Origin of the sequence: Microbacterium sp. NPDC058021, from assembly GCF_042885955.1 — a bacterium.
GTDB lineage: Bacteria > Actinomycetota > Actinomycetes > Actinomycetales > Microbacteriaceae > Microbacterium.
In genome coordinates this window covers 512,826-537,914 of the sequence record NZ_JBHVRF010000001.1, presented here as the reverse complement: position 1 = coordinate 537,914, position 25,089 = coordinate 512,826, and the positions used below count along the sequence as shown (strand labels likewise).

22 protein-coding genes are annotated in these 25,089 nt (G+C 71.6%); 12 read left to right on the top strand and 10 right to left on the bottom strand.

Annotated features, from left to right (window positions below; translation table 11 throughout):
- Positions 1 to 57 precede the first annotated feature (57 nt).
- Complete coding sequence (locus ACFVR6_RS02500) at positions 58 to 1,542, top strand: carboxylesterase/lipase family protein (RefSeq protein WP_386958498.1); 1,485 nt, start codon at positions 58 to 60, stop codon at positions 1,540 to 1,542.
- Here the strand turns inward: ACFVR6_RS02500 and ACFVR6_RS02495 are convergent.
- The 3 genes from ACFVR6_RS02495 to ACFVR6_RS02485 are packed head-to-tail and all read right to left on the bottom strand — an operon-like array spanning position 1,535 to position 4,523.
- Positions 1,535 to 2,521 carry an LLM class F420-dependent oxidoreductase gene (locus ACFVR6_RS02495; RefSeq protein WP_386958496.1) on the bottom strand — a complete coding sequence of 329 codons (987 nt, stop codon included), beginning with the start codon at positions 2,519 to 2,521 and terminating at the stop codon, positions 1,535 to 1,537. The genes ACFVR6_RS02500 and ACFVR6_RS02495 overlap by 8 nt on opposite strands.
- A 38-nt stretch (positions 2,522 to 2,559) precedes the next feature.
- The gene (locus tag ACFVR6_RS02490; protein ID WP_386958494.1) at positions 2,560 to 3,495 is read right to left on the bottom strand and encodes a DNA-methyltransferase; all 936 of its coding nucleotides are present in this window, start codon (positions 3,493 to 3,495) and stop codon (positions 2,560 to 2,562) included.
- Positions 3,474 to 4,523 (bottom strand): lipoate--protein ligase family protein, encoded by a 1,050-nt coding sequence (locus tag ACFVR6_RS02485; RefSeq protein ID WP_386958492.1) that lies wholly within the window; start codon positions 4,521 to 4,523, stop codon positions 3,474 to 3,476. Before ACFVR6_RS02485 ends, ACFVR6_RS02490 begins: the two co-directional genes overlap by 22 nt.
- Positions 4,524 to 4,711: 188 nt before the next feature.
- Between ACFVR6_RS02485 and ACFVR6_RS02480 the strand changes: the two genes are divergently transcribed.
- Positions 4,712 to 6,277: a DEAD/DEAH box helicase gene (locus tag ACFVR6_RS02480; protein ID WP_386958490.1), complete on the top strand. Its 1,566-nt coding sequence runs from the start codon at positions 4,712 to 4,714 to the stop codon at positions 6,275 to 6,277.
- 83 nt (positions 6,278 to 6,360) lie between these two features.
- On the opposite strand, the gene ACFVR6_RS02475 is transcribed toward ACFVR6_RS02480, so the two are convergent.
- Positions 6,361 to 7,233 (bottom strand): alpha/beta hydrolase, encoded by an 873-nt coding sequence (locus ACFVR6_RS02475; protein WP_386958488.1) that lies wholly within the window; start codon positions 7,231 to 7,233, stop codon positions 6,361 to 6,363.
- A 61-nt stretch (positions 7,234 to 7,294) separates the two neighbouring features.
- Complete coding sequence (locus ACFVR6_RS02470; RefSeq protein ID WP_386958486.1) at positions 7,295 to 10,231, bottom strand: rhamnogalacturonan lyase family protein; 2,937 nt, start codon at positions 10,229 to 10,231, stop codon at positions 7,295 to 7,297.
- A 137-nt stretch (positions 10,232 to 10,368) separates the two neighbouring features.
- On the opposite strand from ACFVR6_RS02470, the gene ACFVR6_RS02465 reads away from it, so the two are divergent.
- Together ACFVR6_RS02465 and ACFVR6_RS02460 are read left to right on the top strand one after the other, a co-directional pair.
- Positions 10,369 to 10,818 carry a MarR family winged helix-turn-helix transcriptional regulator gene (locus ACFVR6_RS02465; RefSeq protein WP_386958484.1) on the top strand — a complete coding sequence of 150 codons (450 nt, stop codon included), beginning with the start codon at positions 10,369 to 10,371 and terminating at the stop codon, positions 10,816 to 10,818.
- Between the two features lie 5 nt (positions 10,819 to 10,823).
- Positions 10,824 to 12,167, top strand: coding sequence for an MFS transporter (locus tag ACFVR6_RS02460; protein WP_386958482.1), 1,344 nt, complete (start codon positions 10,824 to 10,826; stop codon positions 12,165 to 12,167).
- A gap of 50 nt (positions 12,168 to 12,217) precedes the next feature.
- On the opposite strand, the gene ACFVR6_RS02455 is transcribed toward ACFVR6_RS02460, so the two are convergent.
- The 4 genes from ACFVR6_RS02455 to ACFVR6_RS02440 form a co-directional block, all read right to left on the bottom strand.
- Positions 12,218 to 13,468 carry an FAD-binding protein gene (locus ACFVR6_RS02455; protein ID WP_386958480.1) on the bottom strand — a complete coding sequence of 417 codons (1,251 nt, stop codon included), beginning with the start codon at positions 13,466 to 13,468 and terminating at the stop codon, positions 12,218 to 12,220.
- 162 nt (positions 13,469 to 13,630) lie between these two features.
- Entirely contained in the window at positions 13,631 to 14,569 is a 939-nt protein-coding gene (locus ACFVR6_RS02450) for an LLM class flavin-dependent oxidoreductase (RefSeq protein WP_386958479.1), read from the bottom strand.
- A 55-nt stretch (positions 14,570 to 14,624) separates the two neighbouring features.
- A complete protein-coding gene (locus ACFVR6_RS02445) occupies positions 14,625 to 15,566 on the bottom strand; it encodes an aldo/keto reductase (protein ID WP_386958477.1) in 942 nt (313 codons plus the stop codon).
- Positions 15,567 to 15,586: 20 nt separating this feature from the next.
- On the bottom strand, positions 15,587 to 16,594 hold the full coding sequence (locus tag ACFVR6_RS02440; protein WP_386958475.1) for a LacI family DNA-binding transcriptional regulator: 1,008 nt from the start codon (positions 16,592 to 16,594) through the stop codon (positions 15,587 to 15,589).
- Positions 16,595 to 16,711: 117 nt separating this feature from the next.
- Here ACFVR6_RS02440 and ACFVR6_RS02435 point away from each other — a divergent pair, with 117 nt between their 5' ends.
- Positions 16,712 to 18,823 carry a RecQ family ATP-dependent DNA helicase gene (locus ACFVR6_RS02435; RefSeq protein ID WP_386958473.1) on the top strand — a complete coding sequence of 704 codons (2,112 nt, stop codon included), beginning with the start codon at positions 16,712 to 16,714 and terminating at the stop codon, positions 18,821 to 18,823.
- Between the two features lie 23 nt (positions 18,824 to 18,846).
- Here ACFVR6_RS02435 and ACFVR6_RS02430 read toward each other — a convergent pair whose 3' ends face one another.
- On the bottom strand, positions 18,847 to 19,581 hold the full coding sequence (locus tag ACFVR6_RS02430) for a FadR/GntR family transcriptional regulator (protein ID WP_386958471.1): 735 nt from the start codon (positions 19,579 to 19,581) through the stop codon (positions 18,847 to 18,849).
- A 116-nt stretch (positions 19,582 to 19,697) separates the two neighbouring features.
- Here ACFVR6_RS02430 and ACFVR6_RS02425 point away from each other — a divergent pair, with 116 nt between their 5' ends.
- The 7 genes from ACFVR6_RS02425 to ACFVR6_RS02395 all read left to right on the top strand — a co-directional run bounded on the left by ACFVR6_RS02425 (position 19,698) and on the right by ACFVR6_RS02395 (position 25,082).
- A complete protein-coding gene (locus tag ACFVR6_RS02425) occupies positions 19,698 to 20,024 on the top strand; it encodes a hypothetical protein (protein ID WP_386958470.1) in 327 nt (108 codons plus the stop codon).
- A gap of 128 nt (positions 20,025 to 20,152) precedes the next feature.
- Complete coding sequence (locus ACFVR6_RS02420) at positions 20,153 to 20,482, top strand: hypothetical protein (RefSeq protein WP_386958468.1); 330 nt, start codon at positions 20,153 to 20,155, stop codon at positions 20,480 to 20,482.
- Positions 20,479 to 22,203: a dihydroxyacetone kinase family protein gene (locus ACFVR6_RS02415; RefSeq protein WP_386958466.1), complete on the top strand. Its 1,725-nt coding sequence runs from the start codon at positions 20,479 to 20,481 to the stop codon at positions 22,201 to 22,203. The genes ACFVR6_RS02420 and ACFVR6_RS02415 overlap by 4 nt, the downstream gene beginning before the upstream one ends.
- Entirely contained in the window at positions 22,200 to 22,670 is a 471-nt protein-coding gene (locus ACFVR6_RS02410; protein ID WP_386958465.1) for a ribose-5-phosphate isomerase, read from the top strand. Before ACFVR6_RS02415 ends, ACFVR6_RS02410 begins: the two co-directional genes overlap by 4 nt.
- A complete protein-coding gene (locus ACFVR6_RS02405; RefSeq protein ID WP_386958463.1) occupies positions 22,670 to 23,440 on the top strand; it encodes a triose-phosphate isomerase family protein in 771 nt (256 codons plus the stop codon). The genes ACFVR6_RS02410 and ACFVR6_RS02405 overlap by 1 nt, the downstream gene beginning before the upstream one ends.
- Positions 23,437 to 24,231 (top strand): sugar phosphate isomerase/epimerase family protein, encoded by a 795-nt coding sequence (locus ACFVR6_RS02400; RefSeq protein ID WP_386958461.1) that lies wholly within the window; start codon positions 23,437 to 23,439, stop codon positions 24,229 to 24,231. The genes ACFVR6_RS02405 and ACFVR6_RS02400 overlap by 4 nt, the downstream gene beginning before the upstream one ends.
- Positions 24,189 to 25,082 (top strand): phosphogluconate dehydrogenase C-terminal domain-containing protein, encoded by an 894-nt coding sequence (locus tag ACFVR6_RS02395; RefSeq protein WP_386958459.1) that lies wholly within the window; start codon positions 24,189 to 24,191, stop codon positions 25,080 to 25,082. The genes ACFVR6_RS02400 and ACFVR6_RS02395 overlap by 43 nt, the downstream gene beginning before the upstream one ends.
- The last annotated feature ends 7 nt before the right edge of the window (positions 25,083 to 25,089 follow it).

The window sequence follows — 25,089 nt, the reverse complement described above, 5'->3', positions numbered from 1 at the left end:
GGGCACACCATATGTCACCGTTTCGGGCCACGCACCCGGCCGGTTTACGCTCGACCCATGACCGCACCCCCCGTCGTGACCACCGCATCCGGAGCTGTGCGCGGAGTGTGGCGCGAACACGACGGCGCCGCATCGGCGGCATTCCTCGGCATCCCCTTCGCCCAGCCGCCCGTCGGACCCCTGCGCTTCGCCGCGCCGGTGCCCGTCGAGCCCTGGGAGGGCACGCGGGATGCCACCACCCACGGCCCCACCGTGCACCGTACCGACGACGGGATGACGATCATCCCCGAGCCCGTCGTGCCGGGCGACTCGACGCTCAACGTCGACGTCTTCACCCCGCGCCCCGACGCCTCCGGGCTGCTCCCGGTGCTGGTGTACATCCACGGCGGCGGCTTCACCTCGGGCACCCCCGCCAGCAGCTGGTACGACGGCCGGGCGTTCAACCGCGACGGCGTCGTGACGGTGACGATCTCCTACCGGCTCGGGTTCGACGGCTTCGGCGCCATCGAGGGCGCACCGACCAACCGGGGCGTGCGCGACTGGCTGGCCGCCCTCGAATGGGTGCAGCAGAACATCGCGGTGTTCGGAGGCGACCCCGGCCGCGTCACGATCGCAGGCCAGTCCGCCGGCGGCGGCGCGGTGCTGACGCTGCTGTCGATGCCGGCCGCGCAGCACCTCTTCCACAGCGCCCTCGCTCTCTCCGCCGCGATCGGCGACGTGCAGCCCGACCGCGCCGCGGCCGCCGCCCGGCGCCTCGCCGCCCTCGCCGGCGTCGCCCCCACCCGCGACGGGTTCGCCTCGGTGCCCGAGGAACGGCTGTACGCACTGCAGGAGGCGGCGGGCAGACCCGAGGCGACCGGCCGGCTCGCGCCGGTGCGGGCGCTCCTGGACGAAGGTCCGCCGTGGGGGCCGCTCGTCGACGGCGAACTGCTGCCCCGGCCGACGCTGGAAGGCCTGGCCGCGGGCATCGGCGCCGACAAGCCGCTCGTGCTCGGCACGACCGACGACGAGTTCACCGGCGTGCTCGACGGCATGAAGAACACGCTGCGGTGGCTGCCGGCATCCGTCGCCGTCTCGCTCGTGCTCCGCGACCGGAGGATGCGGCGGGCCTACCTCGCCGCGAACCGGGCGCTCCGGCGCCGGGGCACCGCGGCGGTGCTCGGCCGGTTCGTCACCGACCGGGTGTTCCGCTCCGTCGTGGTGCGCGCCGCCGACGCGCGCCGGGATGCCACCGCTCCGACGTGGGTGTACCGGTTCTCGTGGCCCTCGCCCGCGAGCGGCTTGGCGACGCACTGCCTGGACGTGCCGTTCTGGTTCGACCACCTCGACGCCGAACGCGTCGCGGCGGTGGCAGGCTCCGCCCCGCCGCAGGCGCTCGCCGATGCGCTGCACGGCTCGGCCGTCGCCTACCTCCGCGACGGCGACCCGGGGTGGATGCCGTGGTCGACCCGCCCCGGGACGGCGCGTGTGTTCGGGGGCGCGCCCGGCACCCCCGACGTCGTGACCGACGGCTACGCCGGCGCGCGACCGCTGGTCAGCTGAGCGCGGGGACCACCTCGCGCTCGAACAGCTCGATGCCGGAGCGGTCGTAGGCCGCCTCGGGGAAGTAGTGGATCGCGTATCCGAGGCCCGCGGCCTGGCGGGCGGCGAGCCGCTCGGCGACCTGCTCGGGCGTGCCGACGCCCGGGGACTCGCGGTACTCCCGCTCGATGTGGCCGGCCCGCTCCGCACCCACGAAGGGGGCGAGGCGCGCGACGACGGCGGCCACCCGGTCGGCGACCTCCGCCTCGGTGTCGGCGATGACGGTGTTGAAGTTGGACGAGCGGGTGATGTCCGCGAAGTCGCGGCCGACGGCGTCGCAGTGGCCGCGCAGCACCTCGGACTTGTGGGTGAACTCCTCGATCGACCCGGCGAAGTTCGTGTACGACGCGTAGGTCGCGGCGATCTTCAGGGTCACCTTCTCGCCGCCCCCGGCGATCCACAGCGGAATGCCGCCGGGCTGCAGCGGGAGCGGGCGCACGATGGCGCCGTCGGCGGTGTAGTAGCGGCCGTCGAGGGTCGCGGTGCCCGTCGTCCACGCCTGGTGCATGATCTCCACGCCCTCGCGCAGGCGTCCGAGCCGCTCGGCGATCGGCGGGAAGCCGTAGCCGTACGCGCGCCACTCGTGCTCGTACCAGCCGCCGCCGATGCCCATCTCGGTGCGTCCGCCCGAGATCGCGTCGACGGTCGCGGCGACCTTGGCGAGGTAGGCCGGGTTGCGGTAGCTCATGCACGTGCACATCTGGCCGAGCCGGATGCGGTCGGTCGACGCCGCGAACGCGGACATCAGCGTCCACGCCTCGTGGGTCGCTTCCTCGCTCGCGACGGGGGTGGTGTGGAAGTGGTCGTAGACCCACAGTGACTCCCAGGGGCCGGCGTCGGCCTGCTGGGCGAGGGTGCGCATGGTGGTCCAGTGATCCACCGGGTCGATGCCGACCAGGTCGAAACGCCAGCCCTGGGGAATGAAGAGTCCGAATCGCATGGACGCCAGCCTAGGGATGCCGCGGCCTCAGACGGTACTCATCCGGGGTGGACGACGGCGTGCGGCATCCGGGCGCACATGATGCCGATCGCCTCGGGGTTGGCATCCACCAGCACCGCGTCGCGCCCGAGGGCGGAGGCGACGGCGCCGGTCGTGCCGCTGCCGGCGAAGAGGTCGAGCACGCGGTCGCCGGGGCGGCTGGAAGCCTGCACGATGCGCCGGAGGATGCCCTCGGGCTTCTGCGTCGGGTAGCCGGTCTTCTCCCGCCCGGACGTCGGCACGATCGTGTGCCACCAGACGTCGGTGGGGAGCTTGCCGCGCGCCGCCTTCTCGGGCGTGACCAGGCCCGGAGCCATGTAGGGCTCGCGGTCCACGGCAGTGGAGTCGAAGTGGTAGCCGCGCGGATCCTTGACGTACACCAGGATCGTGTCGTGCTTGGTGGGCCAGCGGCGGCGGCTCTTCGCGCCGTAGTCGTAGGCCCAGATCAGCTCGTTGAGGAAGCGCTCGCGGCCGACGAGGGCATCCATGAGCACCTTGGCGTAGTGCGCCTCGCGGTAATCCAGGTGAAGATACAGGGTGCCGTCGTCGGCGAGCAGCCGCCACGCCTCGGCCAGGCGCGGCTCGAGGAAGTCCCAGTAGTCCTCGAACCGGTCGTCGTAACGGCTGAGGTCGCCGCGCAGCCGCGTGTATTCGAGGCCCCGGAACCCGGTCTTCACCGGATCCCTGTCGGAATTCAGGCTGAGCGGCGTCTTTGCGCCGCCACCGGCCGCATCCGCGCCCGCAGCAGGAATTCTGACAGCCGACTCGACGGCGCGCTCGCGCGTGCGGCCGGTGTTGAAGGGCGGGTCGAGGTAGATGAGGGTGAAGGAGCCGGCCGCGAGGGTGCGCGCGACGGCGAGGTTGTCACCGTGGTGGATCTCGACGCTGCCGGGTTCGCCGCCGGGCTCGCCGCTCACGGAACGCGGTGCAGCCACGCGTCGGTGGCGAACTTCGACTGCACGAGCGCCTCTGCTTCGGCGTACTCGTCCTCGGTGATGTGCCCCTCGGTCGCGCCGTAGAGGTTCGCGAAGGTCTGCTTCAGCTTCTCGATGATCTGCTCGCGGGGCAGGCCCGTCTGGCTGCGGAGCGGATCCACACGCTTGGCAGCGGAGGTCGTCCCCTTGTCGCTGAGCTTCTCGCGGCCGATGCGCAGCACCTCGGTGAGCACCTGGCCGTCCATGTCGTAGCTGAGGGTGGCGTGGTGCAGCACACCGCCGTTGGCGAGGCGCTTCTGCGCGGCGCCGCCGATCTTGCCCTGCGGCGATGCGATGTCGTTGAGCGGCTGGTAGGTGGCCTCGATGCCGAGCGAGCGCAGCGCCTGGAGCACCCAGTCGTCGAGGAAGGCGTACGAGTCGGCGAAGGTGAGGCCGGCGACCAGGGATGCCGGCACGTACAGCGAGTAGGTGACGATGGAGTTCGCCGCCATGAGCATGGCGCCGCCGCCGGAGATGCGCCGCACGACGTCGAAGCCGTGGCGGGCCGCGCCCTCGGGGTCGACCTCGTTGCGGTACGACTGGAACGAGCCGATCACGACGGCATTCTCGTTCCACTCCCACAGGCGCAGCGTCGGGTTGCGCCGGCCGTCGCCGACGCGGGTGGTGAGCACCTCGTCCAGCGCCAGGTTCATCTGCGGCGACACGGGGCCGTCGTGCACGATCTCCCAGTCGAACTCGCGCCACCCCGGAGCGGTCACCAGCGCCCGCCGCACGGCGGTGCCGACCGATTCAGGGGTGAATCCCAGCAGCTGCGCGCCGGGCGGCAGCGCCCCGCGCACGGCCGCCGCGATCGTGGCGACGTCGGACTCCACGGGGAGCCCGGTGACGGCCGCATCGATGTCGGCCAGGGCGTCGTCGGGCTCGAGGAAGAAGTCGCCGGCCAGGTGGAAATCGGTGATCAGCCCCTCGTCGACCTCGAGGTCGACCACGACGAGCTTGCCGCCAGGAACCTTGTACTCACCGTGCATGGGTCAAGCCTACGGCGCTGCGCTGGTAGGCTGGTCGGGTGGCCTCAGTGCCACTACGTCGTCGTCACGACTCCCCGATCCCGATCGCGGCATCTTTTCGAACGGCGAACCGATGCGCGAATCCGCGCCGTCGCCTCCCCCGCACCGCGATCCTCTGTCGATCTGCGTGTGCCTGCCCGAAAGCACACATGTCTACTTTCCTTTCCCTCGGCGTGCCCGAGAAGCTCGCCGCCGTCCTCGCCGCTGACGGCAAGACCGAGGCGTTCGCCATTCAGCGCGACACCCTCCCCGACTCCCTCGCCGGGCGCGACGTGCTCGGCCGTGGCCGCACCGGCAGCGGCAAGACCATCGCCTTCGCGCTGCCGATGGTGGCGCGCCTGTCCGGCGCCGCGGCATCCGGTCGTCGCTCGGGTCGCCCCCGCGGCCTCGTGCTCGCCCCGACCCGTGAGCTGGCAACCCAGATCGCCGCGACCATCGCGCCCCTGGCGGATGCCGTGGGCCTCACCGTCACGACGATCTTCGGTGGCGTCAGCCAGCGCCCGCAGGAGCAGGCACTGTCCCGCGGCGTCGACATCGTCGTGGCGTGCCCCGGCCGCCTCGAAGACCTCATGAAGCAGAAGGTCGTCGACCTCAGCGCCGTGGAGATCGCGGTGCTCGACGAGGCCGACCACATGGCCGACCTCGGCTTCCTCCCCGGCGTCACCCGCATCCTCGCCGCCACCCCCGCCGGTGGTCAGCGCCTGCTGTTCAGCGCGACGCTCGACCGCGGCGTCGACACCCTGGTGCGCAAGTTCCTGCGCGACGAGGTGCGTCACGAGGTCGACGAGTCCAGCGTCCCCCAGGGCCAGATGACCCACCGCGTGTTCGTCGTGCCCGGCACCGACGACAAGACCGCGCTGGTGCGTCACCTCGCCTCCGGCCGCGGCCGTCGCATCCTCTTCACCCGCACCAAGCACCAGGCCAAGAAGCTCGCCAAGCAGCTCACGGCCTCCGGCATCCCCGCCGTCGACCTGCACGGCAACCTGTCGCAGGGCGCCCGTGACCGCAACCTCGCCGCGTTCGGCGCCGATGTCGCCAAGGGCGGCGTGCGCGTGCTCGTCGCCACCGACGTCGCCGCGCGCGGCGTGCACGTCGACGACGTCGAGCTGGTCGTGCACGTCGACCCGCCCATGGAGCACAAGGCGTACCTGCACCGTTCGGGCCGCACCGCCCGCGCCGGCGCCGAGGGCGTCGTCGTGACGGTGGCCCTGCACGCCCAGCGCAGCGAGGTCAAGGACCTGCTGCGCAAGGCCCAGGTCTCCGCGGCCCTCGAGCCCGTCGCCGCCCACGGCGACGAGGTCTCCGTGCTCGTCGGCGAGCCGGCCGATCACGTCACCCCCGCGCCGGTCGTCTCGACCCCGCAGCGCGGTGGCGGCGGGGGCGGCCAGCGCTCGGGCGGCGGCAACGGCGGCCAGCGTTCCGGCGGCGGCAACGGCGGCTCGCGTCGCGGTGGCGGCTCCGGCCGCGACGGCTCCGGCCGCACCGGCGAGTCGCAGGCGGCACGCGGCGGCTCCGGCCGCACCGGCGAGTCGCAGGCGGCACGCGGCGGCTCCGGCCGTTCCGGCGGCGGCGCCCGCTCGGCGGCAGGTCAGGCACCGGCATCCGGTCGCCCGGCCCAGCGCCCCTCGCGTCCGACCACCGGCGCCACGGTCGCCGACATCCGCGCCAGCTCCGGCACCGGCCGCGGCCGCGGCTCGCGCCGCGCGCACGGCTGACCCGCGCCGCGACGCCCGCTGAGACTACAGCTGACGGCCGAGACATTGGGAACTTCCCATCGTCTCGGCCGTCAGTTGTTGTTTCACGGTTCGGGGGCGGCGGCGGGGCGCGCGGGGAAGCGGGCGGCGAGCCAGGCCAGCAGGTCGGCGCGCACCTGCTCCTGCGCCACCTCGTTGTAGATCTCGTGGCGGGCCTCGGGGTACACCAGGGTCGTCACGTCGGTGAAGCCCGAACGGCGCCGGTACGCGTCCGCGAGGCGGTGCACGCTGCGCGGCCCGCCGACGGTGTCGTCGCGGCCCACCTGCAGCAGCACGGGCAGGTCGACCCCGGGATCACGCCGCGGGAGCCCGTAGAGGCGCAGCCCCTCCCGCACGCCGAAGAGCTTCGCCAGCGGCACCGACGTCGTGAGCGGGTCGTCGAGGAAGGCACGACCCACCGCCGCATCCGCGGACAGCCATTCCGTCCCCAGCGCGTCGGCGGTCGCCCACGGCGCGTTGTAATTGCCGACCTTGAGCGAGTCCGGCCGGCGCAGTCCCGAGCCCGACAGCACGAGACCGTCGTAGGCGAAGGGATGCTCGTTCGCGAGCATCTGCGCGAGCAACGATCCCCACGAGTGGCCGAAGAGGACCAGCGGCAGCCCCGAGTCCTCCTGGTCGTGGATGATCTCGGTCAGCTGCCACACCGCATCCCTCGCCGCCCGCAGCCCGCCCTTGCCGAGGCGCCCGAGCCGGGACGCATCGCCCCCGTACTGGCGGATGCCGGTGCGCCCGTGCCCGCGGTGGTCGTCGGCGTACACGATGTAGCCGGCGCCGGTGAGCGCGTCGATCAGGGCGCCGTAGCGGCCGGCGTGTTCGCCGACGCCGTGCAGCACCTGCACGATGCCGCGCGGTTCGGAGCGGGCGGGATGCACGTCGTACACGATCGTGATGCCGTGTGCGTCGATGAACTCGGGCATGCCGATGAGTCTAGGTCGCCGACGGGGGCGGGGGAGACCGCGGCCTCCCCCGCCCGCGCGTTCAGCGTCGGCAGGATGCCGCGCGGTAGGCGGCCTCGTAGGTCGAGACGTATTGCACGCCGTCGACGACGGTCGTCGCCGTCACGGTGGCCACCCCGGCCGCCAGCGACCGCGTGCCGCTGTCGACCAGTTCCGCGACGCTCCCGCCGCGTCGCACGTCGGTACGGCTCTTCTCCGACCCGAGCACCGAGACGGTGATGTCGGCCCGCGGTGCCCCCACGTTGATCGCGAGCACTCCCACGCGCACCGAGCCGCCGAGGCAGTAGGCGCTCGCGGTGGTCACGAGTCGGGTCGGCTGCCCCTTCGTCACCGTCGCGGTGGGCGACGCCGCCGAGGGCTGCGAGGCGCCCGTCGCGTTGACCGCGACCACCGTGGCGGACCAGCGTCCGGGGGCGACGCCGGCGAACGTGGCGGTGCGGGCGTCGGCGGCGACCTCCGTGACGAGGGGCTCGTTCTTGCGCCCTTCCGGCGTCAGCGTGACGACGTACCCCGTGATGTCGGACCCGCCCGTGAAGGCGGGCGCCTCCCAGGTGACGGTGACGTCGCGGCCGCTGACGGAGAGCCCGGGGGCCGCGACCGGCTGGGGGGCTGCCCGCAGCGGCACGGCGGCGAAGTCCATCCCGGAGGCGAGGTGGAACGACGTGTAGGCCGGCTGGTTGTACGTCGTCTGCTGGCGCGCGATCTCGGCCCGGTACTGCGGGTCGTGCATCAACGTGTACAGCTTGTGCGCGGTGACCTCGGTCGACGTGTACACCCGCAGGGCACTCGAATCGGTCGTGCGCACCACGAGCTCCTCGCGCCAGTCGCCGAAGACGTCCGCGACGAGCGAGGGATTTCCCTTCGTGCCGTTGTTGGTGAGGGTTCCGGATGCCGTGAGCTGCGTGCCCCGCGTCCAGTCGTCGATCGTCGGGGTGACCTCCCCCGCGCCGTTCACGATCTGCGTGGTGAGGTCGCCCGCCCAGCGGATCGACATGTTGGTGCCGGGATTCGTCGGAGCGAGCACGTCGCCCGTCGCGGAGAGGAGCCCCGAGGCATCCGTGCCGGCCGGCATGCTCGACCAGACCTCCATGCCCGGCACATCGGCGCGCACGTCGCCGATCATGCCGCGGCCGGTGTCGCGGCCCGAGTAGGCGCCGAAGAGCACCTCGCCGGTCGCGGCATCGCGCAGCGCCGTGCCGTATGGCGCCCACGCGCCGCCCTCGTGCACGGTGAAGATCTCCAGGCCCGGGCGGGCGGGATCGATGTCTGCGACGTGCATCGCGTCACCGTGGCCGAGTCGGGTGTTCTCGCCCGGCGCACCGCTGCCCTCGGGCATGACGTCGAACGACGAGTACAGCAGCCCGCCGTCGTCGTCGAGGGTCGCCGAGCCGTAGACGATCTCCTGTCGTCCGTCGCCGTCGACGTCCGCGGCGGACAGGCTGTGGAAGCCCTGCGTCGTGATCGTGCCGTAGACGGGGTCGGTGCCGTCGCGCCCGTGCGGGCCGTCGTTGAAGGGGTTCGTCAGCGGCACGTGCCCGCTGTCGACGAACCAGCGCTGCGAGAGGTTCTCCCCATCCCAGTCATAGGTCGCGACCGTGGAGCGGGTGTAATAGCCGCGGGCGAACACCGCCGACGGCCGCTCGCCGTCGAGGTAGGCCACGCCGGAGAGGAAGCGGTCCACGCGGTTGCCCGGCTCGATGCGGCTCATCGCGTAGTCGCCCCACAGCAGCCCGTCGTCACCGCGACCCGGCTCATAGCGCACGGTCTGCAACTCGGCACCGGTGGCGCCGTCGAAGACGGTGAGGTACTCCGGTCCGTCGACGATGAAGCCCTCGAACGCGCGCAGCACATTGCGGGCCGATCGGCCGGGCGCGTAGACGTCGATGAAGTAGTCGACGAGCTCTTCCGCGCTCTCCCGCGAGAGCGGGTACTCGTGCGTGACGTCGGTGCCGAACGCCTCCTCCAGGGTGGCGGGCCACTGGCCCGAGACGACCTCCTCGCGCTCGGCCCAGCCGAGGAACATCTGCACCAGGTGCTCCTCGTAGTCGGCGGCGCTCATGCGGTAGTCGTCGTCGTGGGAGTAGCCGGCGACGATGTCGTCGGCGGGCATCGTGACGAACGCCTCGCCTGTCACGGAGCCGTCGGCGGCGTAGGTGACCGATTTCGTGCCCGGTGCGGTCTTGAGCATCGTCTCGGCACGGCCGTCGCCGTCGAAGTCGTAGACGAGGAACTGCGTGTAGTGCGCGCCGGCGCGGATGTTGTCCCCGAGTTCGATGCGGTTCAGCAGCGTCCCGTCGAGCTCGTACGTGTCCAGGAACACCGGGCCGGTGTAGCCGACCTGCGAGACGTCTTTGGAGTTGGACGGGTCCCATTTGACGACGTACTCGTAGGCACCGTCGCCGTCGACGTCGCCGACCGAGACGTCGTTGGCGGAGTAGGTGTAGGCCTCGCCCGCGGGGGTCACGCCGTCGGCGGGCCGGGTGAGCGGGATGTCGAGGTGGCTGTCGGCGAGCGGCGAGGTTTCGGCGCTGGGCTCCCCTTCGCGTCCGGCGAGCACCGGCGTCACTCGGTAGCGCGAGGCCGCCGTACCGTCGGGGTCGAGGAAGTTGGTGCTGTCGGTGACCGTCGCGATCGCCTCGCCGTCGCGCGTGACGACGAAGTCGGTGCCGACGAGGCCCGTCTCACCGGTGCCGAAGGCTTCACCCTGCAGCAGGCGCCAGCTGAGGAAGACGCCCGAGCCGGTCTGCACCGCGACGACGCCGCGGTCGAGCGCTTCGAGGCGGGGGCCGGCGGCGGGTGCGGATGGGGGTGCGGCGACGGATGCCGCGGCATCCGGGGTCGCCGCCGTCGCCGCCGAGACGGGGACGACGAGGGCGGTCGCCGTGAGCGCCGCCGTGGCGACGGCCACGGTGCGCGAGCGCAGCGATGTGCGGGGCGTGCGGGGGGCAGGGGTTCTCATTCGGTTCACCTTCGAATCGTTGGAATGCGCTTTCCCCAGTCGCGATCCCGAGCCTAGAGGGCACCTCGCCCGCTGGTCAATGGCACACACCCGCCAACTTTACTTAGCAAGACTAATGAGCTAAGCTAATGAACCGTATGACTGCAACAGACCTCTCCGCCTCGTCCCCCGATCTCGCCACAGCGGCATCCGACCTGCGGATGGCGACGTTCCGCCTCGCGCGGCGCCTGCGCGCCCAGCGCGCCGTCGACGCCATGAGCGACGCCCAGTTCGCGGTGCTCGCCGCTCTCACCGTGCACGGCGGCCACACCCTCGGCGAACTCGCCGAGCGCGAACGCGTGTCGGCCCCGTCGATGAACCGCACCGTGAACTGCCTCGAGGAATCGGGCTACATCACCCGCACCCCCGACGCCGTCGACCGCCGCAAGGTGAACATCTCGCTCACCGGCGAGGGCCGCGCCGTCGTGGAGGAGACCACCCGCCGTCGCGACTCGTGGCTCGAGAGCGCCCTGGCATCGCTGACGGATGCCGAGCGCACCGTGCTCGCCCAGGCCGCGGAGATCATGCGGGAGGTGGCCGCACGATGACGGCGATGTTCCGCTCCTTCTCGGTCTTCAACTACCGCGTCTGGTTCATCGGCGCACTGGTGTCCAACATCGGCGCGTGGATGCAGGCGACCGCGCTCAGCTGGGTCGTGCTCACGCAGCTGACCGACAACGACGCCGGCGCCATGGGCATCACGATGGCGCTGCAGTTCGCGCCGCCGCTGCTGCTGGTGGGCGTCACCGGCTGGGTCGCCGACCGCTTCGATCGGCGCAAGTTGCTGATGCTCACCCAGAGCCTGCTGCTGATCGTGGGCGTCATCATCGGTGTGCTGCTGCTGCTCGATATCATGACGCTGCCGATGATGTACGGGTTCGCCATCGTGCTGGGCCTCATCTCCGCGTTCGACAACCCGTCGCGACAGGCCTTCGTCTCCGACCTCGTCTCGCGCGAGAATGCCTCCAACGCGGTCGCGCTCAACGCGGCATCCTTCAACGGCGCCCGCATGATCGGTCCGGCCGTGGCGGGTGTGGTGATCGTCGCCGTCGGCACCGGCTGGGTGTTCCTGGTCAACGCGGTCACCTTCATCGCGATGATCGTCGCGCTCATGCTGATCCGCACCGACCAGCTCATCCCCCGCGTGCACGCCCCGGGCGCCGCTCGTCTGGCCGACGGCTTCCGCTATGTCGGCAAGCGCCCCGACCTCATGGTCGCCTTCGCGATGGTGTTCCTCCTCGGCGCCTTCGGCATGAACTTCCCCATCTTCGCCTCGACCATGGCGCTGGAATTCGGGCAGGAGGCCGACGGGTACGGCCTGCTCAGCTCGATCCTCGCCATCGGTTCGCTCATCGGCGCGCTCATGGCCGCCCGCCGCGACCGCGCGCGCATCCGCATGGTGATCCTCGGCACGCTCATGTTCGCCGTCGCGGCGACGGTCTCGGCCTTCATGCCGAACTACTGGCTGTATGCCCTCACGCTCATGCTCACCGGCTTCGCGGTCGTGACCACCCTCACCACCGCCAACGGCTACGTGCAGACGACGACGGACCCGGCCCTGCGCGGCCGAGTGCTGGCGCTGTACATGGCGATCCTGATGGGCGGGACGCCCTTGGGCGCGCCCATCGTGGGCTGGGTGGCCGACGCGTACGGCCCGCGTGCGGCGATTCTGCTGGGCGCCATCGCCGCCTTCGTCGCGTTCGCCGTGGGCGCGGTCTGGCTGCTGGCATCCGGCCGGGTGTCGCGCACCGAGTCGCGCCGCTTCCACCTCACCGTCGGCGAGACGCGGCCCCTCGCGGTCGTGCCGCCGGAGGCGTTCTCCGACGAACTCGCCTCGACGACGCCGATCCGGCTGCCCGACGACGAGCGCGAGCGGATGCGCAAGCGCGCGGTCTGATCCGAGTCGGCCGCAGGTCAGCGGGGTTGCGGGTCACCGGGGTTCGCGGGTCAGCGGGGTTCGCGCACCCCGACGCGCACCAGGTGGTCGTTGACGAAGCGGCCGTGCGGGTCGAGCCGCTCGTAGACGGCGCGGGCATCGGCCAGCCTCGGGTGCACCCGCGCCATCGCGGCACGGTCGAACCGGTGCGCCTTCCCCCAGTGCGGCCGGGCGCCGAAGGGCGCGAGCGCCGCCTCGATCGTCGGCAGCAGTGCCGCGACCTGGTCGGGGTGGTTGTGCCACGTGAAGTGGATGGCGACGACGTCACGGCGGTAGGCCGCGCTCAGCCACAGCTCGTCGGCGGCGGCCGTGCGCAGTTCGCTCACGATGAGATGCGGGCGGATGCCGTCGCCCAGCTCCCGCACGGCGCGCAGCGCCGCCGGCGCATCGGCGCGGTCGACGAAGTACTCGCTCTGGATCTCGTCGCCGAACGACGGCTCGGCGTCGAGACGGAAGTGCGGCAGCCGCGCCAGCCAGGACCCGGGGACGCCGGCGAGTTCGGTGACGTTGTCGGCTCCGCTCAGGGGTGACTCCCCGCCCACGGCCCGCACCCCGTCGAGCAGGGTGTCGGCGACCGGGTCGTCATCGGCATCCAGTCGTGTCTTCACCCAGGCGTGTCCGATGGAGTCGTCCTCCCAGCGGGTGAAGAGCGAGACGCTGTACCCGGCGGCGGTCAGCTCGTCGTAGCCGGCGAGGGCTGCCGACCACGAGATGCCGGTGTAGATGTCCTGCCGCATGCGGAAGGTCGGCTGCACGTCGAGGGTGAGCGACACGACGATGCCGAACGCGCCGAGCCCCACCGCGAGCGCGGGGAAGTCGGCGTCACCGCGGCGCACCTCGTGCATGTCGCCGTCGGCACCGACGTAGTGCAGCCCCCGCACCGCGGCCGACAGCACGCCGTTGCGGTCGCCCGACCCGTGGGTGCCGGTGGCGGTGGCGCCGCCGACGTTGATGTGCGGCAGGGAGCCGAGGTTGCCCAGCGCCCAGCCGCGGTCCTCGAGCCACACCGCCAGCTCGCCGTAGCGGGTGCCCGCACCGACGGTGACGGTGGCGGCATCCTCGTCGAGCCGGAAGGCGGGGTCGATGCGCGTCACGTCGATGAGCGTGCCGTCGGTGTCGGGGAGGTCGGTGAAGGAGTGCCGCGTGCCGAGGGCGTGCACCGGGCCGCCGGCGGCGACGAGGCGCCGCACGTCGTCGATGCTCTCGGCCACCGCGATGCGCGGCGCGCGGTAGGTGTAGGTCCCTGCCCAGTTGCGTGCCATCGCCGCCCCCTCGCGTTTCGCGTCCCCCACAACATAACCCGCCGAGTGAGCATTCGAGGCCGCGAGTGAGCATTCGAGACCGCGAGTGAGTATTCGTCCTCAATGCTCACTCGGCGCGACGAATACTCACTCGGCGCGACGAATGCTCACTCGGCAGCGGGGCTAGAGGACGGTTGCGAGAGAGTCCAGCGCGGCGACGGGGTCGCCGATCGGGGCGAACACCGAGCTGTGCACGCCGGCGGCGGCGAGCGCGTCGATGCGCGCCCGCACCTGGGCGGGGGTGCCGGCCAGCGCGAGCTGCGCGACCCACTCGTCGGGCAGATCGCGGACGAAGTCCTCGCGCGAGGCGCTGCGGGCACGCAGCTGGGCGAACTCCGCCGCGAACGGCAGCGGGTCGATGTGCGGCGCCCAGTCGGGCTCCCCGATCCACGCCAGCGCGGGGCGCACCGCGGCGAGCGCCGCCGCCGCATCCGGTCCGACCGAACCCACGTTGTACGCGATCAGGCGGTGGTCGCCCGTCGCCGCGATGCTCGCAACGGCGGCGCGGGCGTACTCGGGCGTCACGGGTTCGGCCAGCACCGTGCCGTCGGCGATGCGGCCCGACAGCGCGAGCGAGCGGGGTCCGCGCACGCCCAGCAGCAGCGGGGGCGGGGTGGCCGGCACGCTCGTGGCATCCAGTCGCACCCCTTCGGTGATCTCATCGCCGCGCAGCAGCGCACGCACCGCGCTCACGTGGGCGTCGAGCGTGCGCAGCGGCCGGTCGGTCCACGCCCCGACCGAGCGCATCCAGTCGGGCATGCCGTGGCCGATCCCCGCGTCGACGCGGCCGGGGAAGAGCTGGGCGAGGGTCGCGAGCTCCATGGCCGCGAAGGCGGCGTTGCGCGCCCCGGCGGGGAGGATGCCGATGCCCACCCGGATGCGCTCGGTCCACCCGAGTACGGCGCCCGCCTGCGCGATGCCGCCGCGGAATCCGAGGTCTTCGACGACCCACAGCTCATCGAAGCCGAGCCGCTCGGCGCGCTGGGCGAACTCCCGCACGCGCGTGGAGTCGGTGTTGCGGGGCAGCATGACCCCGATGGCGGGGCGGGGGGTGTCAGTCACGTCCGCAGACTATCCAGGTGCGCAGGCGCTGCCCCGGCAGGCTCGCCCGGCAGGCTCAGCCGTCGGCGTCGTCGGCGAGCGGACTCGGCGCAGGGCCCAACGCCTCCAGCTCGGGCCACAGCGCCTCGGGCACCGCCACGGCGTGCAGGTCGAGCAGCTGCTCGAGCCGCGGGATCGAGGAGATCCCCACGATCGTGGAGTCGATGAGGTCGCTGCGCAGCGAGAAGTGCAGCGCCGCGGCGGCCAACGGCACGCCGTGGTCGGCGCACACCTGCTCGGCGCGCGCGATCCACGCGATGAGCTCCGGCGGGGCGTCGACGTAGCCGTACGTCGCGCGGGAGTCGGCGCCCTTGGCGAGGATGCCGGCGCCGAAGGGCGCCGCGTTGAACACCCCCATGCCCAGGCGCCGCGCGGCGGCGAACAGCGGCTCGGCGGTGCGGTCGACCAGCGTGTACCGGTTGTGGGAGAGCACGACGTCGAACAGCCCGGTCTCGACGTACTGGGTCATCATCGGGATCGGACCGGCCGCGATGCCGATGGCATCCACCGCTCCGGCATCGCGCAACTCCTGCAGCGCCGACACCGCACCCCCGGGTGCGGTCGCCTCGGCGAAGGTGACGCTGTAGGGGTCGTGGAAGTGCAGGATGCCGACGCGGTCGAGCCCGAGCCGGGTGAGGCTCTCGTCGTACGAGCGCAGCACGCGGTCGCGGTCGAAGGCGCCGGTGTGCGGATCGCGGTCGACCTTGGTCGCGATGCGGGCCGTCGCGCGGGAGCCGACGGCCGCGAGCGCGAGACCGAGCACGGCCTCGGAGCGGCCGTCGCCGTAGTTGTTCGAGGTGTCGATGAGGGGCACCGGGCCGACGAGGAACGCCTCGGCGGCTTCGACCGCCCGGGCCTCTTCGGGGGATCCGGGCGCCGTCCCCTGGCCGAGGGCGGAGGCGCCCAGGGTGAGCTCGCCGACCGTGAGGCCGGTGGAGCCGAGGCTCGTCTGTCGCATGGGATGCCTTTCGGTCTCGTTCAGCCGCTCGTGGACTCGCGCACGACCAGCTCCGGCTGGAAGCGCACGTTGCGATCGTGGTCGCCGTGCGGGTCGTCGAGCTCGGCCAGCAGCAGATCGACCGCCGTGTACCCGATGAGGGTCGCGGGCTGACGGATGGAACTCAGCGGCACGATCGTCGAGGCGGCGAAGTCGATGTCGTCGTAGCCGATCAGCGCGATGTCGTCGGGGATGCGCACCCCCGACAGGATCGACAGCGCCTGGATGGCGCCGACGGCGAGCAGGTCGTTCGCGGCGAAGATCGCGTCGGGCCGCTCGGCGGCCGCACGTTCGAGCACCTCCAGCCCCGCGGCACGGCCGTGCAGCACGGTGAGGGCGGGCATCTCCACGACCTGCAGCGTGGCGCCGTCGACGGCGTCGACGGCGCGGCGCGCGCCCGCCAGGCGATCGGCCACCTGCCGGATCGACTGCGGGCCGCCGAGGAACATGAGGCGGCGCCTGCCGCCGGCGAGCAGATGGGATGCCGCGAGGAAGCCGCCCTCGATGTCGTCGACGGAGACGGACGAGAACCCGGATCCGGGGATCTCACGGTCGACGAGAATCACCGGCGTGCCCGCATCGCGCAGACGCGTCAGTCGCCGGGTGTCGTCGTCCGCCGGGGTGATCAGCACGCCGTTGACCCGCTGCTCCAGGAACAGCTCGAGGTAACGCGCCTCGCGCGCCGCGTCCTCGTCGGCGTTTCCGAGCAGCACGGCCATGTCCGCCTCATCGGCGCGCGCCTCGGCGCCGCGGGCGACGTCGGCGAAGAAGGGGTTGCCGGCATCCAGGACGACCAGGCCGATGCTGCGGCTGCGACCCACGCGCAGCTGGCGGGCGGCGTCGTTGCGCACGAACCCGAGATCGTCGATCGCCCGCTGCACGCGCTCGACGGTGGCCGGCGCCACTTTCGCGGGCCGATTGAGCACGTTGGACACGGTGCCGACCGAGACGGCTGCCGCCGCCGCGACGTCCCTGATGCTGACGACCATCGGTGTCCCCTCGTTCGTCGCCCCAGGCTATCGACTCCGCCGCCGGGCGGGGTCTACGGCGCGGCCGGCGCAGGGTGGGGGTCCACGGCGTCGGTGGCATGAGGCAGGGTGGAGCCCATGACTTCGACGGCACGGGCCCAGGCACTCGACGTGCTCCACGCCCTCGTCGGCCGTGACGACGCCGAGTTCCACGACGGGCAACTCGAGGCGATCGAGGCACTCGTCGACGGCGGCCGCCGCGCGCTCGTGGTGCAGCGCACCGGGTGGGGCAAGTCCGCGGTGTACTTCGTGGCGACTCTGCTCCTGCGCCGACGCGGGGTGGGGCCGACGATCCTGGTCTCGCCGCTGCTCGCCCTCATGCGCGACCAGATCGCCGCGGCACGGCGTGCGGGCGTGCGGGCCGTCGCGATCAACTCGACGAACGCGTACGAGTGGCACGACGTGCTCGCACAGCTCGACCGCGACGAGGTCGACGTGCTGCTGGTGTCGCCCGAGCGCCTGAACAACCCGTCGTTCCGCGAGGAGCAACTGCCGCAGCTGGTCCCGAGGATCGGCCTGCTCGTGGTCGATGAGGCGCACTGCATCAGCGACTGGGGGCACGACTTCCGCCCGGACTACCGACGACTGCGCGACCTCATCGCCAGCATCCCCGCCGGCGTCCCCGTGCTGGCGACGACGGCGACGGCCAACAGCCGTGTGGTGGCCGATGTCGCGGAGCAGCTGGGCGCTCTCGACCAGGGCACGGACTCGCCCGAGGTCCTCGTCATCCGCGGCCCCCTCGCCCGCACGTCGCTGCGGCTCGGCGTGCTGCGACTTCCGGACGCCCCCAGCCGCCTCGCGTGGCTGATCAGCCACCTCGCCGATCTCCCGGGATCGGGCATCATCTACACGCTCACCGTCGCCGCCGCGAACGACACCGACCGGCTGCTGCGCGACCGCGGCTACGACGTGCGCGCCTACACCGGGCAGACCGATCCCGACGACCGCGAGGAAGCCGAGACACTCCTGAAGCAGAACCGGGTCAAGGCGCTCGTCGCCACGAGCGCCCTCGGTATGGGATTCGACAAGCCCGACCTCGGCTTCGTCGTGCACCTGGGGGCACCGTCGTCGCCGGTGTCGTACTACCAGCAGGTCGGGCGCGCGGGGCGCGCCACGGCGTCTGCCGACGTGCTCCTGCTCCCCGGCGCCGAAGACCGCGAGATCTGGCACTATTTCGCCACGGCATCCATGCCCAACAGAGAACGGGCCGAGCGCGTGCTCTCGGCCCTCTCCGCCTCGGGTGGGCCACTCTCGACGCCGGCGCTCGAAGCCCTGGTCGACATCCGGCGCACTCCGCTGGAGCTGCTGCTGAAGGTGCTCGATGTCGACGGCGCGGTGGCCCGCACGAAGGGCGGCTGGATCGCGACCGGCCAGCCGTGGACGTACGACGAAGACCGCTACCGCCGTATCGCCGCCGAGCGCCTCGCCGAGCAGCAGCACATGATCGACTACGAGCAGACCCGCGGATGCCGCATGGAGTTCCTGCAGCGCGCCCTCGACGACGACACCGCGACCCCGTGCGGTCGCTGCGACAACTGCGCCGGCGCATGGTTTCCGCTCGGGATCGGAAAGGACGCGACGGAGGCGGCCTCCGCCGCACTCGACCGGGTCGGTGTGCCGATCGAACCCCGTCGGCAGTGGCCCACCGGTGCCGACTCGCTCGGCGTGCCGGTGCGCGGTCGCATCCCCGCCGACGAGCAGTCGGACGCGGGACGGGCGCTCGCGCGGCTCACCGACCTCGGGTGGGGTGGGACACTGCGCGAGATGTTCGCGGCCGGCGCCGCCGATGCGCCGGTGCCGCCGAACGTGGCGGCCGCCTGCGTGCGCGTGCTGGCCGATTGGGGCTGGGCCGAGCGTCCGGTCGCCGTGGTCGCGATGCCGTCACGATCCAAGCCGCAGCTCGTCGGTACGCTGGCCCGCGGCATCGCCGAGATCGGCCGCATGCCGTTTCTGGGCACCCTCGATCTCGTCGACGGCGGTCCGATCGGCGCACCGGGAGGCAACAGCGCCTTCCGGCTCGCCGGCGTCTGGGAACGCTTCAGCGCCGCTGGTCTCGATGTTCCCGCCGCGCCGGTCCTCCTGGTCGACGACCTCGTCGACAGCAGATGGACGCTGACGATCGCCGCACGCGAGCTGCGCCGGGCCGGGGCGGCGGCGGTGCTCCCCTTCGCCCTCGCACTGCGCGGCTGACGCGACGCCCACTCCTGGCTGGGCTACACCGTCTCGGCAGAGAGTCGGGCGGCAGCCGTCGCCATGTGCACAGCCATCGCCGAAGCCGCGGCATCCTCATCACCGGCACGAACCGCCCGGCCCACCGCGTCGTGCTCGTCGATGGCGGTGCGCACCTCGGCCTCGTCCCGCACGGCACGGTCGGCGTATACCTGCAGCAGCGACCGGACGACGTGCAGCAGGTCCACGAGCTGTTCGTTGCCAGCGGCGGCGGCCAGCGCGTTGTGGAAGTCGAGGTCGGCCTCCGCGAAGGCGGACAGATCGCCGACGGAGGACCGCATGCGCTCGAGCGCGGCGCCGATCTCCTGCAGCGTGGACGCCTCGGCCCGCCCTGCGGCCAGCCGCGCGACGTAGATCTCGAGCCCGGCACGCAGTTCGAGCAGCTCCCCGGTCTTGCGGGGCCCGATCAGCAGGCCCCAGCGCAGCGTCTGAGGGAGCAGCTCGCTCGCCGTGCCGCGCAGGTAGGTGCCTGAACCCGGGCGCACGTCAACGATGCCGAGGATCTCGAGCGCGGCGAGCGCTTCGCGCACGGCCGAGCGGCCGACGCCGAGCGTGGTCGCGAGCTGACGTTCCGGGGGCAGGCGCGTGCCCGGCTCGATCGATCCGCTCGTGAACAGGTCCATCAGCCGTCGTGCGACCTCCGAGACGGGTGTGCCCGCGGGCAGGGCGCCCAGCGCGGCCGCGATCGCGTCGGAACCGTCGCCAGGGTATGCGGGCATGCGCACAATCTACCTCGCGTGCGGCATTCCGCTCGCCTTCGGTCAACCGGTTTGCCTGAGGTCACTCTGGAAACGTTTTCTCACTCCTCTGTGAATGCCGAAGACAAGGGACGATGATGTTCAGGAAAACAGCACGCACGACCACGGCGCTCGCCGCCGTCACCCTGGGAGCGATGTTCGCTCTCGGCGGTTGCGCCGGCGGCTCCGCCCCGGGCGGCCTCCACGACCGCCGACGCCGACGAGGACGTCTCGATCTCGTTCACGTTCTGGGTAACGACGTACGCGCAGAGCTCTACGACGAGGCGATCGCCGAGTTCGAGAGCCAGCATACGAACATCGACATCAAGGTCATCTTCCTCGCGCCCCAGGATTACTGGGAGAAGCGTCAGATCGGGGCAGCGGGCACCGGCCTGCCCGACGTCGTGACGATCGACCTCGCCTAGATCGCAACCGACGCGATCGATGCGCAGCTGCTCGGATCGGGTGTCGTCGATGGCGTCATCACCGGCCTCCCCCCTCCACGAACGCCTGGAGCCTCTTCCAGAACACCACGACACTCGACAGCCTCGGCGTGGAGGCGTTCGACGGCGGAACCTGGGAGGACTATTGCGAGTGGATGGCCGAGGTCAGCGCCGCGGGCGCGGCAGCGGGCACGGATGTCTGGGGCGGAGTGGACCCCTCGACCCGCCTCGTGAACTTCGAGAACGTGCTGCGCGCACAGGGCAGGGTCCTCTTCAACGACGATAGCAAGATCGGCTTCTACGAAGACGACCTCCGCGCGTTCTGGGTGCGCTCATCCACGGCCCGCGGCAACGGGGCCGGCGCCACCGCCCGATCTAATTTGCAAGTGGTCAACCGGTTTGCCAAACTTCCTGAAGACGAGGAGGTCGATCGACCATGACCAGACTGTGGAATGACCCGGGCGACTTCGCCGACGAGATGATCGACGGCTTCGTCGCAGCGCATTCCCGCTCGGTGCGTCGTGTGACCGGCGGCGTGGTGCGCGCGACACGGTCCCCCGCAGGCCAGGTCGCCGTGGTCATCGGCGGCGGCTCGGGCCACTACCCCGCGTTCGGCGGTCTGGTCGGACCCGGGCTCGCGCATGGGGCGGCAATGGGAAATCTGTTCGCCTCGCCCTCGACGCAGCAGGTGTTCGCGGTCGCGAAGGCGGCCGAGAACGGCGGTGGCGTGTTCTTCGCATACGGCAACTACGCCGGCGACGTGCTCAACTTCGATGCGGCACAGGACCGACTCCGCGCCGAGGGCATCGCGTGCGAGACGGTGGCCGTGACGGACGACATCTTCAGCGCGCAGCCCGCGGTGAGACACAAGCGTCGCGGTATCGCCGGCGACCTGACGGTGTTCCGCACGGCAGCGACCGCCGCCGAGGCCGGATACGACCTGGCGGCTGTCACGGCTGTGGCCACCAAGGCCAACGAGCGCACCCGGTCGATGGGAGTCGCATTCACCGGGTGCACCCTTCCCGGCGCCGACCGCGCCCTGTTCTCGGTGCCCGAAGGTCGCATGGCGGTCGGACTCGGCATCCATGGAGAGCCCGGGATCGACGAAACCGACATTCCGACCGCCGACGGTCTGGCAGAACTGCTCGTCTCGCGGCTACTCGAAGAGCGCCCCGACGGTGCGGGCACGCGGGTCGTGCCGATTCTGAACGGTCTCGGATCGCTCAAGTACGAGGAGATGTTCGTCGTCTACCGACGCATCGCCCAACTGCTGCAGGGCGCAGGGTTGGAGCTCGTCGACCCGCACGTGGGCGAGTACTGCACCTCGTTCGATATGGCCGGCACCTCCCTCACCCTGTTCTGGCTCGACGACGAACTCGAGCGCCTCTGGGACACCCCCGTCGACACTCCCGCCTACCGACGCGGGTCGGTCGCCCCTCAGGTGCGGTCAGATGCTTCTGCACCGACCGCGGACATCGTTGTGATCGCGCCGGGCGACGCCACGTCGCGCACGTGCGCAGCGACAGTTGTGTCGGTGCTCGAAGTGCTCGAAGGGACGATCGACGCCAACGTCGACGAGTTCGGCCGGCTCGACTCGATCGCCGGCGACGGCGACCACGGCATCGGCATGCAACGAGGCTCACGCGCCGCCCTCGCCGCGGCCCGGGCCGCGGCCGCCGCGGGCGCTGGTGCTGGGACCGTGATGGAGCGCGCGGCGAATGCCTGGTCCGACCGCGCAGGCGGCACCTCCGGGGCCCTGTGGGGCGTCATCCTCTCCGCCCTCGCCGCTCACCTGGGAGATGTGGGCCGCCCGTCGGCCGCCAACATCGCAGCGGGCGTCGAGGCGGGCGCGACCGGGGTCATGTCATATGGCAAGGCCGAAGTCGGCGACAAGACCATGGTCGACGTGCTCGTGCCCTTCGCCTCGACACTGACCTCGGCCGTCGATGCGGGCGCGTCGCTCGCCGACGGCTGGCGCGCCGCCGTCGTCGTCGCCACCGCCGCCGCCGCCGCCACTGCCGACCTCCTCCCCCGCATGGGACGCGCGCGTGCACACGGCCAGAACAGCGTGGGCATCCCCGATCCCGGCGCCCATTCCCTCGCACTCATCGTGGCCGCAGTTGCCGATGTGGTCGCGATGACCGAAAGGACCGCATCATGACCGAGCCCCTGCGCCTCGTCATCGGCAGCGACGACGCTGGATTCGATTACAAGGAAGTCATCAAGCGCGATCTCGAGGTCCACGACCTCGTGGCTTCGGTGGTGGATGTCGGAGTCGGCGCCGACGGACACGCCGCGTACCCGCGCGTGGCGATCGCCGCGGCCGAACTCGTCGCCAACGGCGAAGCCGACCGCGCGTTGCTCATCTGCGGCACGGGCCTGGGCGTCGCGATCGCGGCGAACAAGGTCGCCGGGATCCGCGCCGTCACTGCACACGACTCGTTCTCAGTCGAGCGCGGCGTGCTCTCCAACGACGCCCAGGTGCTGACGATGGGCCAACGCGTCATCGGCATTGAACTCGCCCGCCGCCTGGTGCGCGAGTGGCTGACCTATCGCTTCGACCCGACGTCCGCATCGGCCCAGAAGGTCGCCGCCATCGGACAGTATGAAGCCACCGGATCCTGCTGATGGCACGCGTCACGGTCGGAGTGAGCCTGAAGACCTATTTCGGGCATGGTCAGGCGATCGAGTGGTGCACGCGCGTCGCGGACCTCGTCGGCATCTGCCCCGCCGTGGCCGACGGCAGCGTTGAGCTGTTCGTCATCCCGACCTTCCCGCAGATCGTCGGCGCCGTCGACGCGTTCGCGGGAACGCCTGTGGTGATCGGAGCGCAGGATGTCTCGCAGTTCGAGCCCGACGCCTACACCGGCGAGGTCTCCGCCGCCGAACTCGCCGAAATCGGCATCGGAGTGGTCGAGATCGGCCACGCCGAACGCCGCCGTCTGTTCGCCGAGACCGACGACGTCGTCACGGCCAAGGTGGCGACCGCGCTCTCGCACGGCGTCACTCCGGTGCTGTGCCTCGGCGAGATGCACGAGACCTCGGACGCTGCTGCCGTCGTGGTCGACCAGCTCCGTTCGGCGCTCGCCTCCGCGCCGGACGGACGCGTCATCGTCGCCTACGAACCTGTCTGGGCGATCGGCGCGGCCGAGCCAGCGGGGCCCGACCACATCATCCCCGTCGCCCGCGCGCTCCGCGCCGAGCTCGACACCCTCCCGGACCGAGCCGAATCATCCGTCGTCTATGGCGGCTCCGCCGGCCCCGGCCTGCTGAGGCGCCTCGACGGCTCGGTCGACGGGCTATTCCTCGGCCGCTTCGCCCACGACCCTGCGAATCTCCTCGCCGTCCTCCACGAAGCCGCCGCCCTCGCCCCGGCACGCACGGGGCCCGACGCATGATCGGTCTCGGCACGTACGCGTTCTTCTGGCAGCACTCCGACCGCGCGCTCGAACCCCTCTCGCTGACCGACGCGTTCCGCGCGACGCGCGAGCTCGGCGTCGACCTGTTCCAGATCTGCGACTTCGATCCCCTCGAGCGCATGACGGATGCCGAACTGCGCGACGCCGCCGCGGCGGCGCGCGACCTCGGCCTCACGATCGAGCTCGGCACGAAGGGCATCGAGCCCGGACGGCTCGCCCGCTTCCTCGAGCTGGCCGCGACGTTCGACGCCGTGCTCGTGCGCAGCATGCTCTACGGACCCGATTCGCGTCCGACCCGGGGCCAAGCCGTGGAGTGGTTGAGCGCCGCGATGCCGCGATATGCGGCATCCGGAGTCACGCTCGCCCTCGAGACATACGAACAGGTCGCGACTTCCGGCCTCGTCGCGGTCATCGAGCGCGTCGGCAGCGACTGCCTCGGCGTGTGCCTGGACCCAGCCAACGTCACGGCGCGGCTCGAGCTGCCGCGTGACGCGGTCGAACTCACGGCGCCCCTCGTCAAGAACGTGCACGTGAAGGACTTCGCGTTCTCCCGCCAGCCCGGCTGGGTCGGCTTCACCTACTCCGGAGCTCCGATGGGCACCGGCCTGCACGACTATCCGCACCTGCTCGAGACCGTCCGCCCGCGCGAGCGCGGCGTCAACGAGATCGTCGAGCACTGGCTCCCCTGGCAAGGGGATGGCGAGAGCACCATCCAGACCGAGCGGGAATGGACCCGCACCACCCTCGAATACCTCAGGAGCACACTGTGACCGAGTCCTACAAGATCGCCGTCGTCGGCGCGGGCGGCAAGATGGGCATGCGCGTGTCCGACAACCTCGTCACGACCGCCCACGAGGTGCGCTACGTCGAGAACTCCCCCGCCGGGCAGCAGCGCACGATCGACGCGGGTCGGGAGCTGACCGACGCCACCGTCGCGGTCGCCGATGCCGACATCGTCGTCCTGGCGGTGCCCGACCTCGCGCTCGGCCCCGTCACCGCCGACCTCGTGCCGCAGCTCAAGGCGGGCGCGATCGTGCTGACCCTCGACCCCGCCGCCGCCTACGCAGGGCTCCTCACGACGCGTGACGACGTCATCCAAGCCGTGGCGCACCCGTGCCATCCGTCGATCTTCCTGCAACGCGAGACGCCCGAGCAGTGGGCTGACACGTTCGGCGGCATCGCCGCTCCCCAGGATGCCATCGCCGCCATCGAATCCGGCGACGAGGCCAAGAAGGCCATCGTCGAGGCGACCGTTCGCGCGATCTACGCCCCCGTCATCGACGTGCACTGGGTCACGATCAAGCAGCTCGCCCAGCTTGAGCCAACGCTGGTCGAGACCGTCGCCTGCATGATCGGCTCCCTCCTCAACGAGGCACTATCCGAGGCCGTCGACACGATGGGGGTGCCGGAGGCGGCGGCACGCAGCATCCTCTACGGGCACACCCAGGTGGCGCTGGCCAACGGACTGCGCGGCGATAATCCCTTCAGCGACGCGTGTCTCATCGCGATGGACTACGGGCGCGAGAGCATCATCAAGGAAGACTGGAAGAAGGTCTTCCGCGACGACGAGCTCGACAAGAACCTCGCGCGCATGCTCCACCTCGACGAGATCAAGCGATAGGGCCCAT

Bases quoted from the DNA above. Each gene is read 5' to 3' on its own strand.
- ACFVR6_RS02500 (WP_386958498.1), top strand. From the start codon at position 58: ATGACCGCACCCCCCGTCGTGACCACCGCATCCGGAGCTGTGCGCGGA.
- ACFVR6_RS02495 (WP_386958496.1), bottom strand. From the start codon at position 2,521: ATGCGATTCGGACTCTTCATTCCCCAGGGCTGGCGTTTCGACCTGGTC.
- ACFVR6_RS02485 (WP_386958492.1), bottom strand. From the start codon at position 4,523: ATGCACGGTGAGTACAAGGTTCCTGGCGGCAAGCTCGTCGTGGTCGAC.
- ACFVR6_RS02480 (WP_386958490.1), top strand. From the start codon at position 4,712: ATGTCTACTTTCCTTTCCCTCGGCGTGCCCGAGAAGCTCGCCGCCGTC.
- ACFVR6_RS02475 (WP_386958488.1), bottom strand. From the start codon at position 7,233: ATGCCCGAGTTCATCGACGCACACGGCATCACGATCGTGTACGACGTG.
- ACFVR6_RS02470 (WP_386958486.1), bottom strand. From the start codon at position 10,231: ATGAGAACCCCTGCCCCCCGCACGCCCCGCACATCGCTGCGCTCGCGC.
- ACFVR6_RS02465 (WP_386958484.1), top strand. From the start codon at position 10,369: ATGACTGCAACAGACCTCTCCGCCTCGTCCCCCGATCTCGCCACAGCG.
- ACFVR6_RS02460 (WP_386958482.1), top strand. From the start codon at position 10,824: ATGTTCCGCTCCTTCTCGGTCTTCAACTACCGCGTCTGGTTCATCGGC.
- ACFVR6_RS02455 (WP_386958480.1), bottom strand. From the start codon at position 13,468: ATGGCACGCAACTGGGCAGGGACCTACACCTACCGCGCGCCGCGCATC.
- ACFVR6_RS02445 (WP_386958477.1), bottom strand. From the start codon at position 15,566: ATGCGACAGACGAGCCTCGGCTCCACCGGCCTCACGGTCGGCGAGCTC.
- ACFVR6_RS02440 (WP_386958475.1), bottom strand. From the start codon at position 16,594: ATGGTCGTCAGCATCAGGGACGTCGCGGCGGCGGCAGCCGTCTCGGTC.
- ACFVR6_RS02435 (WP_386958473.1), top strand. From the start codon at position 16,712: ATGACTTCGACGGCACGGGCCCAGGCACTCGACGTGCTCCACGCCCTC.
- ACFVR6_RS02430 (WP_386958471.1), bottom strand. From the start codon at position 19,581: ATGCCCGCATACCCTGGCGACGGTTCCGACGCGATCGCGGCCGCGCTG.
- ACFVR6_RS02425 (WP_386958470.1), top strand. From the start codon at position 19,698: ATGTTCAGGAAAACAGCACGCACGACCACGGCGCTCGCCGCCGTCACC.
- ACFVR6_RS02415 (WP_386958466.1), top strand. From the start codon at position 20,479: ATGACCAGACTGTGGAATGACCCGGGCGACTTCGCCGACGAGATGATC.
- ACFVR6_RS02410 (WP_386958465.1), top strand. From the start codon at position 22,200: ATGACCGAGCCCCTGCGCCTCGTCATCGGCAGCGACGACGCTGGATTC.
- ACFVR6_RS02405 (WP_386958463.1), top strand. From the start codon at position 22,670: ATGGCACGCGTCACGGTCGGAGTGAGCCTGAAGACCTATTTCGGGCAT.
- ACFVR6_RS02400 (WP_386958461.1), top strand. From the start codon at position 23,437: ATGATCGGTCTCGGCACGTACGCGTTCTTCTGGCAGCACTCCGACCGC.
- ACFVR6_RS02395 (WP_386958459.1), top strand. From the start codon at position 24,189: ATGGACCCGCACCACCCTCGAATACCTCAGGAGCACACTGTGACCGAG.